The following is a 15164-nucleotide window of genomic DNA, read 5'->3' on the forward strand; positions in this document are numbered from 1 at the left end:
GAATTGAGCTACACCGACCCGAAGTCGGTGACGGGACTTGAACCCGCAACCCTCTGATCCGAAATGAAGTAACCGTTGCCTGCGCACCGGGCACCCACCACATGCTGCGCCTCCCGAGATCAAGTCGGCGGCGGCCTGGATTCTTTGGAAGAGAAGTAGCCGCAACCTTCGCACCGGGAGGTGCGCGACGTTGTGATCTCACTGTAGGAGGCGCAACACAAACCCGGCGAACGAATTAACGAGCCCCGGCCCCAAAGGGGCGCGGGGAACCGCGCGACAAACCACGACGCACCCGCAGTCGGCGTCGCCCCCCGCCACCCCCCACAGATTCCGCCCCGCCGCTCACCCCCCTTGCTGCGACCGCGCCTTGAACGCCGCCTTCCGCGCCTCCTTGGCCACCCGCTTGTCCGGATGCAGCCGCCCCATCGCCTCCAGCACGTCCGGCGTGGCCGGATGGTCCACGCGCCAGGCCGCCTCGAAGAAACCGCCGTGCTGTTGCGCCAGCCCTTCCACCAGCCCGATCAACTCGGCCGAGTTGCCCTCGGCGGCGAGCTGCGCGGCCACTGTGTCGATGGTCAGCCAGAAGACCATCTCCTCGGACGGCGGCGGCACATCAGCCGCGCCGTGCTCGCTGAGCCAGACGCGGGCGAGGCCGCCCAGTTCGGCATCGCCGAGAACCTCGCGCAGTGCGGGCTCTGCCTCGGCGCCGACGAGGGAGAGGGCCTGCTGGCAGCGCAGCCGCCGCAGTGGCGCGCCGGCGTCGCCGCCCCGGGCCGCCGCGAGCAACTCCCGGGCCGCCGCGAGGGGTTCGCGGCGCGTGAGCCACTGTTCGGTCTCGGCCTGCGCGGCCGTCGCGGGGAAGGACGCCGTGCCGTCGAGCAGCGCGTCGGCGCCCTTGTCGGCCAGTTCTCCGACGGCGGGCGCCTCGAAGCCGGCCTCCAGCAGCCGGGCCCGTACGCCGTACAGGCCGAGCGGGGTCAGCCGCACCATGCCGTAGCGGGAGACGTCGGTGTCGTCGCCCGTCAGCGCACCCTCGGCGGGCTCGTCGGTGTCCGCCATGAGCGCCTCGTCGACGGGCCGGTAGGCGACGAGTCCGATGGGCTCGAGCAGCCGGAACTGGTCGTCGAGGCGCATCATCATGTCCGAGACCTGCTCGAGGACGTCGTTGGAGGGCTCGCGCATGTCCCCCGGTACGACCATGGACGCGGCCAGCGCCGGCAGCGGTACCGGACTGTCGGTGGAGCCGCCCTCGCTGACGCTCAGCAGGTACAGGTTGGCGAGCACACCGTCGAGGAAGGCGGCCTCCGCCTCCGGGTCCCAGTCGAGCTGGGAGAAGTCGACGTCGGCGCCCTCGTCCACGGCGTCGAGGAGATCGTCGAGGTCGGGCACGGTCGCGTCGGCGAGGACGGTCTCCAGCGCCCCGAGCCACACCGCGAGCACCTCGTGCGGCGACCCCGAGGTAAGCAGCGCCAGGTCCTCCCCGACGGTGACGGTGCCCTCGTCCTCGTCGAGCACCTCGACAAGCCCGGCATCCACGGCAACCCGCCAGGCCTCACTGGCATGGGCAAGCGCATCCTCAACACGCATCCCAACACCCACACCACCGAGGCCCGCGCCACCGAGACTCACGCCGCCGACGCCTACCTCTCCGGCCCCCTCACCCCGGGCGCCCACGCCACCCACGCCCATATCACCGGCACCCTCAGCACCAGCGCCCGCCCCACCAGCGCCTACGCCACCGGTGCCCGCGCCACCCGCACCCTCACCCCGGGCGCCCACGCCACCAACACCCCCGCCACCCACGCCCGTATCACCGGCATCCTCAGCACCGACACCCGCCCCACCGGCGCCAACGCCACCGAGGCCCACGCCACCGACGCTTACGTCACCGGCACCCGCGCCACCCGCACCCTCACCCCGGGCGCCCGCGCCACCGACGCCCCCGCCCGTATCACCGGCATCCTCAGCACCGGCGCCTACATCACCGAGGCTCACCCCACCGACGTCACCGGCGCCCGCGCCACCCGCACCCTCGCCCCCGAGCAACCCCAGCACCCGCGCCGCCGCAGGCAACTGCTCCTGGACGAGTTCGCCGCCGGCCCCGACCCGGGTGTCCGGCCCGGCCCAGCGGGCCAGCCGGGCGGCGCGGGAGACCAGCGGGGCGGCGAGCGCGTCCCGCGCCAGCTCCGCTTCGGAGTGCAGTCGCACCGGCGGCAGGGGGGAGCTGTCTGACATCGGCTGTTTTCTCCTCAGGCGCCCGAATGGCCGTACGTCGGGCATCCCGGGTGCGCCCAGGTCCGACGACGGCGTCTGACGACCGTACGACGTCGTGTTGAAGGCCGTACGACTCAGCCGCTCAGCCTAGACGGATTTGGCACCATGCCGCCCGGTTCATGAACCTGTCAGAGGAGGTACATGGCTGAAACCTTGACAACTGCCCTGACCAGGCAGGAGATTGACGCGCGTAGAAGTCGAGGGGTGCTGTTTCACCGCATCCCCCTGACTTCCGCCGTGCTCCATCGTGTTCACTGTCCCCCAAGGCCGGGCGTTCACTGCCGATCGCCCGGTGCCGAACCTTCGGCGCGGAGCCCTTCGCACCGAGTGTTCACCGGATGTCTACGCGCGTCGCCAGCCGCCCAGCAGGTCGCGTTCCCCCCACTGCACCACCCTTGTCACATTCGTCCCGGCACCCACGCTTGTCCCCGGAGGGATCCCGTTGCCGAGCAAGTCTTCCGCGCGTCTCGCCGCGCTCACTGTCGCCGCCGTCTGTTCAACGGTCGCCACCATGGTCGTGGTTCCGTCGGCCGCGCACGCCGACACCGTGCGCATTCATGACATCCAGGGCACCACGCGCCTCTCCCCGCTCGCGGGCCAGAAGGTCACGGACGTGGCGGGAATCGTCACCGGCGTCCGGACCTACGGTTCGTCGCGCGGCTTCTGGATCCAGGACACGGCCCCGGACGCCGACCCGGCCACCAGCGAGGGCGTCTTCGTCTTCACCAGCTCCAAGCCGACCGTCGCCGTCGGCGACTCGGTCACCGTCACCGGCACGGTCTCGGAGTTCGTGCCGGGCGGCACCACGTCCGGCAACCAGTCGGTGACCGAGATCGTCAAGCCGACGGTCACCGTCGTCTCCAGCGGCAACGCGCTCCCGGCCCCGGTCGTCGTGGACGCCCGCTCCGTACCGGCCGCGTACACCCCGGACGGCGACACCGCCGCGGGCGGCTCGGTGAACGCGCTGACGCTGCGGCCCAAGAAGTACGCCCTGGACTACTACGAGTCCCTCGAGGGCATGAACGTCCAGGTCAAGGACGCCCGCGTGGTCACCGCCACCGACCCGTTCACCGAGCTGTGGGTCACGGTGAAGCCGTGGGAGAACCCCAACCGGCGCGGCGGCACGGTGTACGGCTCGTACACCTCGCAGAACACCGGCCGGCTGCAGATCCAGTCCCTGGGCGCGGTCGCCGACTTCCCGACCGCGAACGTCGGCGACAGCCTCACGGGCACCACGACCGGCCCGCTGGACTTCAACCAGTTCGGTGGCTACACCCTCGTCGCGAACGAGCTCGGCACCCTCAAGCAGGGCGGCCTGAAGCGCGAGACGACCCGCAAGCAGTCGCGGAACGAGCTCGCGGTCGCGACGTACAACGTCGAGAACCTCGACCCGTCGGACAACACCTTCGCCGCGCACGCCGCCGCGATCGTGAACAACCTGCAGTCGCCCGACATCCTGTCCCTGGAGGAGATCCAGGACAACAACGGCGCGACCAAGGACGGCACGGTCGCCGCCGACCAGACGGTCAAGAAGCTGATCGACGCGATCGTGGCGGCGGGCGGCCCGGCGTACGACTGGCGTTCCATCGACCCGGTCGACCTCGCGGACGGCGGCGAGCCCGGCGGCAACATCCGTCAGGTGTTCCTCTTCAACCCGGCCCGGGTCTCCTTCACCGACCGGCCGGGCGGCGACGCCACGACGGCCGTCGGTGTCACCAAGGACCACGGCAAGGCGGCCCTGACGCTCTCGCCTGGCCGAATAGACCCGACGAACGCGGCCTGGACGAACAGCCGCAAGCCGCTCGCGGGCGAGTTCGTCTTCCGCGGCAAGACCGTCATCCTGATCGCCAACCACTTCTCCTCGAAGGGCGGCGACCAGGGTCTGACCTCGCAGTTCCAGCCGCCGGCGCGCAGCTCGGAGACCCAGCGTCATCTCCAGGCGACCGCGGTGAACTCGTTCGTCAAGGACATCCTGAAGGTCCAGAAGAACGCGGACGTCATCACGCTCGGCGACATCAACGACTTCGAGTTCTCCGACACCGCCAAGCTGCTGGAGGACGGCGGCGCGCTGTGGTCGGCGATCAAGTCGCTGCCGAAGAGCGAGCGTTACACCTACGACTACCAGGGCAACAGCCAGGTCCTGGACCAGATCCTGGTCAGCCCGTCGATCAGCCGTGGCTGCGACTTCGACTACGACTCCGTGCACATCAACTCGGAGTTCAACGACCAGATCAGCGACCACGACCCGCAGGTGCTGCGCTTCCAGCCGTAATTCCGGCCGGCGCTCCCGCCTGAACTCCCGTTGGATCAGGGCTGGTTGAACACCCCGTTCAGCCAGCCCCGCCATTCGCCCTCGCACTCCTTGATGTCGGAGTCGGGGGCGAAGTCGTGCAGGGAGACGCCGACCGGGTATCCCCAGTGGTTGCGCCCGAAGAAGCGGGTGAGGCCCCGGTCCGTGCGCAGCCCGATGAAGTACGGGTTGCGGAAGTCGACCACGGCCTCGAACTCGTCGGGCCCCCGCACCGTCACCCGCGTGCCGACGGCCACGTCCTCCCCGACCCCGAGCGCCCGCCCCACGACGGCGAGCGCGTCGGCGGCCTTGGACGCCTCGGGCCCGTCGAAGGTCGCGAAGGCGGCCGGCCGGGGCGCGAAGTGCGTGAGGTACTCGCGCAGGGTGTGCAGATAGAAGTCGGTGTGCCGGGCGGCCCCGTCGTACTGGTTGTCCCAGTCGTCGACGAAGATGCCGCTGTGCACATAACGCACCCAGGCCCGGCGGCCCTCGTCACGCGGCTCGATCGTGTAGTCGAGCTGGTTGAGGGTCTGCTCGGAGATCCCCTCGACGTCCTCGACGCGGTTGGTGTAGCGGTGCGGCGGGTCCCAGGCGACGACCGTGGACCCGAAGGGCCCCTTGCCGCCGACCTTCGGCTCCGGCGGCTCCATCGGCCACAGATACCCGCCGGTCCCGGTGGTGATCGCCTCCCACACCTCCTCCGGGCGCGCATCGACCTCGAACTCACGCGCGATCTCGAATTCCCTGGACGCTTCCTCGGACATGGTGCTCACTCCTGAGTCTCTGCGGCAGCCGCGATTTCCGCGCCGCCTGTCGTACTTGAAGATGGCTGGTCAGCCTGCGGCTTGACGGTCGGGTGCACGGCCACGACGATCCGATGACCGCGCCCGCCCTCCGCGTCTGGCGAGTCGTATTTGCGCACCAGCGCGCTGACACCCGCCGTCAGCTCCTCGATGAACGCGGCCCGGTCCCCGGCGGAGGCGAACCGCACCTCGCCGTCGAGCGCGTAGGTGGCGAGCCGCTTGCGGGCCCGGGTGGCGCCGGTGATCAGCGTGCCGACGTCCCGCACCAGCCGTGCCCCGACCGCCAGCAGCCAGCGCGCGGAGAGCTGGTCCCGGAAGCGGTCGGGATCGGGCTGTACGGCGGCGAGGGCGAGCGGCGAGATGACGTACGAGGCGGCGGTCGCCCGCATCAGCCGCTCGGTGACATTGCCCTTGCGCCGCTCCCCGGCCAGCTCGACCAAGCCGTGCCGCTCCAGCGCCTTGAGGTGGTAGTTCACCTTCTGCCGGGGCAGCCCGACCTTCCCGGCCAGCATGGCGGCCGAGGCGGGCCCGGCGGCCAGCTCGGCGAGCAGTCGGCCCCGTATGGGGTCGAGCGAGACGGCGGCTGCCGCCGGGTCCTCGATCACGGTGACGTCCAGCATGACTCCACCGTCCCACCGAAAAATTTTTTTGTCCAGGGGAGAAAAGTATTCGGTGAGCGGAGATGGCGAAGCGTTGCTTACGCATACCCTGCACAAGAATTAAGTGGAGCTTCACCAAGGTCTTGCCGAGACTGCTCGCATGACAACACCACGCACGCCTCCCCCTCCCCCCTTCGGCCGCGCCCTGTGTGCGATGGTCACGCCCTTCACCGCCGAGGGCACCCTGGACCTCGACGGCGCGCAACGCCTCGCCGACCGACTGGTGACCGAGGGCTGCGAAGGCCTCGTCCTCTCCGGTACGACGGGCGAGTCCCCGACCACGACGGACGCGGAGAAGTCCGCGCTGGTACAGGCGGTGCGGGAGGCGGTCGAAGGGCGGGCGTCGATCGTGGCGGGCGTCGGCACCGCGGACACCCTGCACTCCGTGGAACTGGCCCGGGCGGCGGAAAAGGCGGGCGCCGACGGCCTGTTGGCGGTCACGCCCTACTACAGCAGGCCCCCGCAGGACGCGATCGAGGCCCACTTCCGGGAGCTGGCGGACGCCTCCGACCTGCCCCTCATGCTGTACGACATCCCGGGCCGCACCGGCGTCCGCATCGAGCCGGAGACCATGATCCGCCTAGCCGCCCACCCGGGGATCGTCGCCGTGAAGGACTGCGCATACGACCTGATGGGCACTCAGAAGGTGCTGTCCCACACAGACTTGGCGATCTACACGGGCTGCGACGAATACGTACTGCCGCTGTACGCACTGGGCGGTGCCGGATACGTCAGCACGGTCGCCAATGTGATCCCCCGTCACTTCCGGTCCATCATCGACACGTTCGACGCGGGCCGGACCGCCGAGGCCGCCCGCCTCCAGCAACAGGCGTTCCCCCTCACCGAGTTGATGATGGCCTCGGGCCTGCCGGGCGCGGTCACGGCCAAGGCCCTGCTGGGCGGACTGCGCCTGCCCTCGGGTCCCGTACGGGCGCCACTGCGATCGGCGGGCCGCGAGGCGACGAACGGCCTGCTGGCGGCGTACGAGGGGTTGCGGGACCTGCCGTAGCCCACCGCGAGCGCACGGTACGGGAAAGGGGCCCGTACCGCGCGCCCTGCGGCGGCGGTCGGGCCCCGGCCCATGAAGGGCGACAGTCACTCCCAGCGGTATCCGTCGCCGAACAGCAGGAAGTGCTCCAGCACGTCCTCCATCGGGTCGTCGACCTGGCCGATGTTGACCAGGCCGACCCGGGGACCGTTGTGCGAACCGGTGTTGGTCTCGTCCGCGTGCGCGGTCCCCGCGGGAGCCCCGCAGACCACGGCCGCGGTGACCGCCGCTCCCGTGAGCCAGCGCGCCCGCGTCACGGTCCTCGACCGTCCGTTCGTCATGTGCTCCACCCCTCGTCGGTACTTCTACCGCTTCTGCTCCGGCAGTTGATCGGACCCTGTGTCCACCAGTTCATCTGCCGGAAGCCCGACGAGGTCACGGGGAGTAACCCGTACGTGATCTTGCGCGATCTCGGGGGAGTCAGTTGTGGCTGTGCAGGACCTCGTTCAGCCCGCCCCAGACCGCGTTGTTCGGGCGGGCCTCGACCTTGCCCGTGACGGAGTTGCGGCGGAAGAGGATGTTGGAGGCACCGGAGAGTTCACGGGCCTTGACGATCTGTCCGTCGGGCATGGTGATGAGGGTGCCGGCGGTGACGTACAGCCCCGCCTCGACCACGCACTCGTCGCCGAGCGCGATCCCGACACCGGCCTCGGCGCCGATCAGACAGCGCTCGCCGATGGTGATACGGACCTGGCCGCCGCCGGACAGGGTGCCCATGGTGGAGGCGCCGCCGCCGATGTCGGAACCGTCGCCGACCACGACTCCCGCGGAGATACGGCCCTCGACCATCGACGTACCGAGCGTGCCCGCGTTGAAGTTGACGAAGCCCTCGTGCATGACGGTCGTGCCCTCGGCGAGGTGCGCGCCGAGGCGCACCCGGTCGGCGTCGGCGATGCGGACGCCCTTGGGGGCGACGTAGTCGGTCATGCGGGGGAACTTGTCGATGGACGTGACCTGGAGGTACAGGCCCTCGGCGCGGGCGTTGAGCCGTACCTTCTCGACGTCGTCCACGGCGACCGGGCCGAGCGAGGTCCAGGCGACGTTGGCGAGGTGGGCGAAGATGCCGTCCAGGCTCTGGCCGTGCGGCTGGACGAGCCGGTGCGAGAGCAGGTGGAGGCGCAGATAGACGTCGTGCGTGTCGAGCGGCTTGTCGTCGAGGGAGGCGATGACCGTACGGACCGCGACGACCTCGACGCCACGGCGCGCGTCCGGACCGACCGCTTTCGCCGCGCCCTCGCCGAGCGCCTCGACTGCCCGCTCGACGGACAGCCGCTCGGTGCCGGCGGGGCCGGGCTCGACGGTCAGTTCGGGGGCGGGGAACCAGGTGTCGAGAACGGTGCCGTCGGCGGCGACGGTGGCAAGCCCGGCGGCCACGGCGCCGGTGGTACGGGGAGCAGTCGTGTCGGTCATGGAGAGAACCTAACTTGAGAAACCCCACCCGGGCGAACCGATACGAACCACATCTCAAGGACCGAGCAGGGCCTCTTCAACGGTCACTACCAAACATGCCGAGACGGGTGGGCGGGCGGGAAACTTGACCTGTGCAACAACACCGCTCACCCCTCAATACACCGCATCCCCCAACACCCTCCCGAACACCTCCCGAGCAAACCCCTCCTCATACTCACCCCCGGTGAGCAGCACCTGCAGACAGATCCCGTCCATCACCGCCACCAACGCCCGCGCAGTCACCGCATCCGTCCGCCCACCCAGCAACTCCGCGACCCCCTCCGCCCACTCGGCGGCAACAGGCCGCAACGCCGGCCGCCGAAGCGCCGCCAGATACAACTCGCACTCCAGCTCGACCCCCGCCCGGTCCCCCGACAGCCACTCCCCCAGCAACCCGGCAAGCTCCCCCGCCAGATCACCCCGCCCGTCCCGCAGCCCACCCCGCGCGGCCACCACCTTCGCGAACCCCTCGTTCGCCTGTCTCAGCGCGGCGACAAGGAGTTCGTCGAGCGTGCGGAAGTGATACGTCGTGGACCCCAGCGGCACATCCGCCTCCGCCGCCACCGACCGATGGCTGAGCCCGGCGATCCCCTTCTCCCCCACCACCCGGATCGCCGCGTCGATGATCCGCTGGCGCCGCTCGGGGTCGTACCGCCGAACCATCAGTGCGCACCGCCCATGTTGAGGACGACGACCCCGCCGATGATGAGCACGATCCCTGCGATTTTGGCCACACCCATGCCCTCTCCGAGGAACACCGCGCCGATCGTCGCGACGGCCGCGGTCCCGATCCCCGACCAGATGGCGTACGCCGTACCGACGGACACCGTCTTCAGCGTCTGCGCGAGCAGCACGAACGCGATGGCGTACCCCAGAGCGGTCAGCAAAGAGGGCCACAACCTGCTGAAACCGTCGCTGTACTTCATGGCGGTCGTGGCGCCCACTTCGGCGGCGATGGCTCCGACCAGCAACACATATCCCATGTGTACGAGTGTACGCATCGATGCGTACACTCGTACACACTCCCCACCCCAAATCCGCCCTCATTGCGCACCCCACCACCAACTCCCCCACCCCCCGGTCTCATTGAGGAAACAACCCTTCCAACAGCCCTGGACGTCACCTAGCCTCGCGTCCATTACTGTTTCAACAAACCCGTTCACACGTTCGCCACAGGCGACGCCGGAGGAACAGCGCATGACAGAAGAAAAGCCCCGGCTCATCCCAACTCAACCGTGGGAGAACGGCTGGGCCCCGGACACCTCGCATGTGCCCGGGACGCGGCGGCTCTGGATGGCGGGCACCCTGGCCCTGTCGGTCGTGGCCGCCTGTGTGACCGCGATCGTCGTCACCGACCGGCAGGCCGTGGACGCGACGCCGGCGGCGAAGGCCCCCGCGGCGACCCCCGGCGCGACGTACCCCGGTCTCCTCACCTTCGCCTCCCCGAGCGCGTCCGGCACCGAGGCCCCGAGCGGAAAGAGCGGACTGTGGTCCGCTCAGCCGGCCACGCCGACCGCACCGGCGGCGTCCTCAGCCGCGACCCCCGGAGCCCCCGGAGCCCCTGCGGCCCCGGGCGCCCCCGCCCCGGACGCCAAGGGCTCCGCCCCCGCTCCCGTCAAGAACCCCCCTGCGAAGCCCGCCCCTGCCCCAGCCCCGGTCCCCGGCAAGTCCACGGCCGCGCCCACCCAGCCGGACCGCTCCTCCTGGAGGTCGGTCGAGGCGGCCAACTACCCCGGCCGCTACTGGCACGTGTCAGGCGGTCTGGTGAAGCTCGACCCGGTCGCCGGCTCGGAATCCCGAGAGGACTCCACGTTCAGCGTGGTCCCGGGGCTGTCCAACGGTTCCTGTTACTCGTTCAAGACGCACGACAACAGGTACGTGCGCCACCGCAACTTCATCCTGCGCGCCGAACGCAACGACGGCTCCTCGCTGTTCCAGCAGGACGCCACCTTCTGCGCCGGATACTCGGGGGGCGGGGGCGCGGTGCTGCTCTCGTCGGTGAACTACCCCAACTACGCGCTGCGTACGAAGGACTTCCAGATGCGCCTGGACCCGTGGGGCTACACCACGACCAACAGGCAGGACTTCTCCTTCCGCATCGTGAGCCCGCTGGCCTGAGCGGACCTGAGCGGACCTGAGCGAACACAAAAGCGGCGGCACCCTGACAGGGTGCCGCCGCTTTCACATACCGCGTGCGGGAAAGCCGGAAGAGGGACCTCAGACGTTGAATCCGAGCGCCCGAAGCTGGTCCCGCCCGTCGTCCGTGATCTTGTCCGGGCCCCACGGCGGCATCCACACCCAGTTGATGCGCAGTTCGTTGACGATGCCGTCCGTGGCGGACTTGGCCTGGTCCTCGATGACATCCGTGAGCGGGCAGGCCGCCGACGTCAGGGTCATGTCGATCGTCGCGATGTTCGCGTCGTCGATGTGGATGCCGTAGATCAGGCCGAGGTTGACGACGTCGATGCCCAGTTCGGGGTCGACGACGTCGTACAGCGCCTCGCGGACCTCGTCCTCCGAGGCCGGCTTCATCTCAATGGTCTCGCTCATGCCGTCTTCCTTTCGGCGGCGTCCGAGCCCAGGGCCTGGGCCGTCGCGTCCTTCCACGCCATCCAGCTCAGCAGCGCGCACTTCACCCGGGCCGGGTACTTGGAGACACCGGCGAACGCGACGGCGTCCTCCAGCACCTCCTCCATCGCGTCGTCCGGCTCGATCTTGCCCTTGGACTGCATCAGCTCCAGGAAGGTCTCCTGGATCTGCTGCGCCTCGGACAGTTCCTTGCCGACCAAAAGCTCGTTCAGCACGGAGGCCGAGGCCTGGCTGATCGAGCAGCCCTGGCCCTCGTACGACACATCGGAGATCGTCCTGCCGTCGTACTTCACACGCAGGGTGATCTCGTCGCCGCATGTCGGGTTGACGTGGTGCACCTCGGCGTCGCCATCCCGAAGACCACGCCCGTGCGGGTGCTTGTAGTGATCCAGGATGACTTCCTGGTACATCGAATCAAGCTTCATGCGATCGCTCGCCAATCTCCTCAGCCGAAGAAGTTCCGTACGTGCTCCAGGCCGTCGACCAGAGCATCGATCTCGGCCGGCGTGGAGTACAGATAGAACGACGCTCGCGTGGTCGCAGGAATTCCGTAGCGCAGGCAGACCGGGCGGGCGCAGTGGTGGCCGACCCTGACCGCGATGCCCTGCTCGTCGAGGACCTGGCCCACGTCGTGCGGGTGGATGTCGCCGAGCGTGAAGGAGATCGCCGCACCCCGGTCCTCGGCCGTCGTCGGGCCGATGATCCGCAGGTCGGGGACCTCGCCGAGCCGCTTCACCGCGTACTCGGTGAGCGCGTGCTCATGGGCGAGGATCTTGTCCATGCCGATGGCGGAGAGGTAATCGATCGCCGCACCGAGACCGACCGCCTGCGCGATCGGCGGAGTGCCCGCCTCGAACTTGTGCGGGGCGGGGGCATACGTCGACGAGTGCATCGACACGGTCTCGATCATCTCGCCGCCGCCCAGGAACGGCGGGAGGTCCTCGAGGAGCTCCTGGCGGCCCCAGAGCACGCCGATGCCCGTCGGACCGCACATCTTGTGGCCGGTGAAGGCCACGAAGTCGGCCTGCAGGGCCTGCACGTCCAGCGGCATGTGCGGGGCGGCCTGCGAGGCGTCGATCAGGACCAGGGCCCCGACCTCCTGCGCGCGGCGCACGATCTTGTCGACCGGGTTGACCGTGCCCAGGATGTTGGAGACCAGCACAAAGGAGACGATCTTCGTCTTCTCGGTGATGACCTCGTCTATGTTCGACAGGTCGAGCCGGCCGTCGTCGGTCAGGCCGAACCACTTCAGCTTCGCGCCCGTGCGCTGCGCGAGCAGCTGCCACGGCACGATGTTGGAGTGGTGCTCCATCTCCGTGATGACGATCTCGGTCTCGTGGTCGACCCGGTAGGGCTCGTCGGCCCAGCCCAGCATGTTGGCCACGAGGTTGAGCGACTCGGAGGCGTTCTTGGTGAAGATCACCTCGTCGCGACTGGGCGCGTTGATGAACGCGGCGACCTTGTCGCGCGCGCCCTCGTACAGCGCCGTGGCCTCCTCGGCGAGCACATGGATGCCACGGTGCACGTTGGCGTTGTGCTGCTCGTAGTACTCGGAGAGGGTGTCGATCACCTGGCGGGGCGTCTGGGAGGTCGCCGCGTTGTCCAGGTACACGAGCTTCTTGTCGTCGTGGAGCACCCGGTCGAGGATCGGGAAGTCCTTACGGATCGCCTCGTCGAGTAGTTGAGATGTCCCCGTGAGGAGGCCCGGCAGCTGTGTCACTCGGATGCGCCACCCTTCGTGGTGTAAGCCTCGTAACCCTCGTTCTCCAGCTTGTCCGCGAGCTCGGGACCGCCGGACTCGGCGATCCGGCCGTCCGCGAAGACGTGCACGTGGTCGGGCTTGATGTAGCGCAGGATGCGCGTGTAGTGCGTGATCAGCAGGGTGCCGACCTCGCCGGTCTCGCGGACGCGGTTGACGCCCTCGGAGACGATGCGCAGGGCGTCGACGTCCAGACCGGAGTCGGTCTCGTCGAGGATCGCGACCTTCGGCTTGAGCAGCTCCAGCTGGAGGATCTCGTGGCGCTTCTTCTCACCGCCGGAGAAGCCCTCGTTGACGTTGCGCTCGGCGAAGGAGGGGTCCATGTTGAGGCGCTGCATGGCCTCCTTGACCTCCTTGACCCACAGGCGCAGCTTGGGCGCCTCACCGCGGATGGCGGTGGCGGACGTACGGAGGAAGTTGGAGACCGAGACGCCGGGGACCTCGACCGGGTACTGCATCGCCAGGAACAGGCCCGCGCGGGCACGCTCGTCGACGGACATCTCCAGGACGTCCTCGCCGTCGAGCAGCACGGTGCCGCCGGTGATCGTGTACTTCGGGTGACCCGCGAGCGAGTAGGCGAGGGTCGACTTGCCGGAGCCGTTGGGGCCCATGATGGCGTGCGTCTCGCCCTGCTTCACGGTCAGGTCGACACCCTTGAGGATCTCCTTCGTGGCGTTGTCGGCCTCGACGGTGACGTGCAGGTCTCGGATTTCAAGCGTTGCCATGGATGCCTCAGGACTCCTGGGTGAGGGAGACGAACACAACGTCCCCTTCGATCTTTACGGGGTATACGGGGACGGGGCGCGTCGCGGGAAGGCCGGACGGCTTGCCGGTGCGGAGGTCGAAGCTGGAGCCGTGCAGCCAGCACTCGATCTGACAGTCCTCCACCTCGCCCTCGGAGAGCGAGACGTTCGCGTGCGAGCAGATGTCGTGGATCGCGAACACCTCGCCCTCGGTACGGACGACCGAGACCGGCGTGCCGTCGAGTTCCACCCGCTTGGGGGTGTCCTCGTCCAGCTCGCTCAGCCCGCAGGCGCGTACGAACGTCGGAGAGGCAGCCATCAGACGGACGCCTCCAGCTCCTCGTCGATCTTCGTGAGGAGGCGCTGCTGGATGTCCTCGACGCCGATCTGCTGGACCAGTTCGGCGAAGAAGCCGCGGACGACCAGTCGGCGGGCCTCGTCGGCCGGGATGCCGCGGGCCATCAGATAGAAGAGCTGCTCGTCGTCGAACCGTCCGGTGGCACTGGCGTGCCCGGCACCGACGATCTCACCGGTCTCGATCTCGAGGTTCGGTACGGAGTCCACGCGGGCGCCGTCCGTGAGAACCAGGTTGCGGTTCATCTCGTACGTGTCGGTGCCCTCGGCCTTGGCCTCGATGAGCACGTCACCGATCCACACGGCGTGGGCGCCCTCGCCCTGGAGCGCGCCCTTGTAGACGACGTTCGACTTGCAGTGCGGGGTGTTGTGGTCGACGAGGAGGCGGTGCTCCTGGTGCTGGCCGGCGTCGGTGAAGTACAGCCCGAACAGCTCGGCCTCGCCACCGGTGCCGGCGTAGGCGACGCGCGGGTGCAGGCGTACGACGTCGCCGCCGAAGGTGACCACGAAGGACTTGAAGGTGGCGTCGCGGCCGACCAGCGCGTTGTGCTGGGCGACGTGCACGGCCTGGTCGTCCCAGTCCTGGACGGAGACGACGGTGAGCTTGGCACCGTCCCCGAGGACGTACTCGACGTTGGCGGCGAGCACGGCGTCACCGGTGTGGTCGATGACGACGACGGCTTCGGCGAAGGCGCCCAGCTCGATGACCTGGTGGCCGTAGGCGACCCCGCCCTCGCCGTGCACGGCGACGCGGATCGGCTCGGCGAGGACCGTCTCCTTGGGGACGGTGATCACACCGGCCACCTCGAAGGCGCTGTACGCCTGGGCGGCGACGCGGTCCACGGGGGTACCGGCCCGCCCCAGACGCGCGTCGTCACGGCCGACGGCCTCGACGGTGACGCCCTCGGGTGCCTGGACGTCCACCTTCACACCGGTGCCGGTGGCGACGGCGGTGCCGTCGTGCAGCCCGCGCAGGCGCTCCAGCGGGGTGAACCGCCACTCCTCCTCGCGGCCGTGGGGGACGGGGAAGTCCGCCACGTCGAAGGACGGCGGCGCGCTCATGCGCGTCGCGACGGTCGACTCGGCGGCAGCGGCCACCGCGATCGAGCCGGCGGTGGTGGACCCCACCGGAATGTTCTGAGCCTCAGCCATGGCTGTCGGTCTGCTCTCTTCCCTGCGAATGTTCCTGCGTAAGT

Annotated in this window: 16 protein-coding genes and 1 pseudogene; 3 read left to right on the forward strand and 14 right to left on the reverse strand. The window is 69.2% G+C overall.

Features of this window, described 5'->3' with window-relative positions:
- Nucleotides 1–342 precede the first annotated feature (342 nt).
- Both ABZ855_RS18990 and ABZ855_RS18995 read right to left on the reverse strand, forming a co-directional pair.
- Nucleotides 343–1689 (reverse strand): hypothetical protein, encoded by a 1347-nt coding sequence (locus tag ABZ855_RS18990; RefSeq protein ID WP_360808420.1) that lies wholly within the window; start codon nt 1687–1689, stop codon nt 343–345.
- A gap of 342 nt (nt 1690–2031) precedes the next feature.
- Nucleotides 2032–2235: pseudogene (locus ABZ855_RS18995) on the reverse strand (hypothetical protein); the annotation flags it as partial.
- Between the two features lie 481 nt (nt 2236–2716).
- Here ABZ855_RS18995 and ABZ855_RS19000 point away from each other — a divergent pair.
- The gene (locus ABZ855_RS19000; RefSeq protein WP_360808186.1) at nt 2717–4546 is read left to right on the forward strand and encodes an endonuclease/exonuclease/phosphatase family protein; all 1830 of its coding nucleotides are present in this window, start codon (nt 2717–2719) and stop codon (nt 4544–4546) included.
- A 35-nt stretch (nt 4547–4581) separates the two neighbouring features.
- Here ABZ855_RS19000 and ABZ855_RS19005 read toward each other — a convergent pair whose 3' ends face one another.
- Entirely contained in the window at nt 4582–5328 is a 747-nt protein-coding gene (locus tag ABZ855_RS19005) for an SRPBCC domain-containing protein (protein WP_360808188.1), read from the reverse strand.
- A gap of 5 nt (nt 5329–5333) precedes the next feature.
- Entirely contained in the window at nt 5334–5987 is a 654-nt protein-coding gene (locus tag ABZ855_RS19010) for a winged helix-turn-helix domain-containing protein (protein ID WP_360808190.1), read from the reverse strand.
- A gap of 139 nt (nt 5988–6126) precedes the next feature.
- Here ABZ855_RS19010 and dapA point away from each other — a divergent pair, with 139 nt between their 5' ends.
- Nucleotides 6127–7035: a 4-hydroxy-tetrahydrodipicolinate synthase gene (gene dapA / locus ABZ855_RS19015; protein ID WP_360808192.1), complete on the forward strand. Its 909-nt coding sequence runs from the start codon at nt 6127–6129 to the stop codon at nt 7033–7035.
- An 86-nt stretch (nt 7036–7121) separates the two neighbouring features.
- Here dapA and ABZ855_RS19020 read toward each other — a convergent pair whose 3' ends face one another.
- The 4 genes from ABZ855_RS19020 to ABZ855_RS19035 all read right to left on the reverse strand — a co-directional run bounded on the left by ABZ855_RS19020 (nt 7122) and on the right by ABZ855_RS19035 (nt 9506).
- Nucleotides 7122–7355: a hypothetical protein gene (locus ABZ855_RS19020; RefSeq protein WP_319199692.1), complete on the reverse strand. Its 234-nt coding sequence runs from the start codon at nt 7353–7355 to the stop codon at nt 7122–7124.
- A 139-nt stretch (nt 7356–7494) separates the two neighbouring features.
- Complete coding sequence (dapD, locus tag ABZ855_RS19025) at nt 7495–8484, reverse strand: 2,3,4,5-tetrahydropyridine-2,6-dicarboxylate N-succinyltransferase (protein ID WP_360808194.1); 990 nt, start codon at nt 8482–8484, stop codon at nt 7495–7497.
- 153 nt (nt 8485–8637) lie between these two features.
- Complete coding sequence (locus ABZ855_RS19030; RefSeq protein ID WP_360808196.1) at nt 8638–9186, reverse strand: TetR family transcriptional regulator; 549 nt, start codon at nt 9184–9186, stop codon at nt 8638–8640.
- Nucleotides 9186–9506 (reverse strand): multidrug efflux SMR transporter, encoded by a 321-nt coding sequence (locus ABZ855_RS19035; RefSeq protein WP_360808198.1) that lies wholly within the window; start codon nt 9504–9506, stop codon nt 9186–9188. Before ABZ855_RS19035 ends, ABZ855_RS19030 begins: the two co-directional genes overlap by 1 nt.
- Before the next feature lie 214 nt (nt 9507–9720).
- Between ABZ855_RS19035 and ABZ855_RS19040 the strand changes: the two genes are divergently transcribed.
- On the forward strand, nt 9721–10641 hold the full coding sequence (locus tag ABZ855_RS19040; protein WP_360808200.1) for an AbfB domain-containing protein: 921 nt from the start codon (nt 9721–9723) through the stop codon (nt 10639–10641).
- Between the two features lie 99 nt (nt 10642–10740).
- Here the strand turns inward: ABZ855_RS19040 and ABZ855_RS19045 are convergent, their stop codons facing one another.
- The 6 genes from ABZ855_RS19045 to sufD are packed head-to-tail and all read right to left on the reverse strand — an operon-like array spanning nt 10741 to nt 15120.
- Nucleotides 10741–11073, reverse strand: a complete 333-nt coding sequence (locus tag ABZ855_RS19045; RefSeq protein WP_053741509.1) for a metal-sulfur cluster assembly factor — start codon at nt 11071–11073, stop codon at nt 10741–10743.
- On the reverse strand, nt 11070–11537 hold the full coding sequence (gene sufU, locus ABZ855_RS19050) for a Fe-S cluster assembly sulfur transfer protein SufU (RefSeq protein ID WP_360808202.1): 468 nt from the start codon (nt 11535–11537) through the stop codon (nt 11070–11072). Before sufU ends, ABZ855_RS19045 begins: the two co-directional genes overlap by 4 nt.
- 20 nt (nt 11538–11557) lie before the next feature.
- Complete coding sequence (locus ABZ855_RS19055; protein ID WP_360808204.1) at nt 11558–12832, reverse strand: cysteine desulfurase; 1275 nt, start codon at nt 12830–12832, stop codon at nt 11558–11560.
- Nucleotides 12829–13596 carry a Fe-S cluster assembly ATPase SufC gene (gene sufC, locus ABZ855_RS19060; RefSeq protein WP_360808206.1) on the reverse strand — a complete coding sequence of 256 codons (768 nt, stop codon included), beginning with the start codon at nt 13594–13596 and terminating at the stop codon, nt 12829–12831. Before sufC ends, ABZ855_RS19055 begins: the two co-directional genes overlap by 4 nt.
- Before the next feature lie 7 nt (nt 13597–13603).
- Entirely contained in the window at nt 13604–13933 is a 330-nt protein-coding gene (locus ABZ855_RS19065; RefSeq protein ID WP_360808207.1) for a non-heme iron oxygenase ferredoxin subunit, read from the reverse strand.
- On the reverse strand, nt 13933–15120 hold the full coding sequence (gene sufD, locus ABZ855_RS19070) for a Fe-S cluster assembly protein SufD (protein WP_360808208.1): 1188 nt from the start codon (nt 15118–15120) through the stop codon (nt 13933–13935). Before sufD ends, ABZ855_RS19065 begins: the two co-directional genes overlap by 1 nt.
- Between the last annotated feature and the right edge of the window lie 44 nt (nt 15121–15164).

The sequence above is a fragment of the Streptomyces sp. NPDC047042 genome, from assembly GCF_040644035.1.
In the GTDB taxonomy this organism is placed as follows: Bacteria; Actinomycetota; Actinomycetes; order Streptomycetales; family Streptomycetaceae; genus Streptomyces.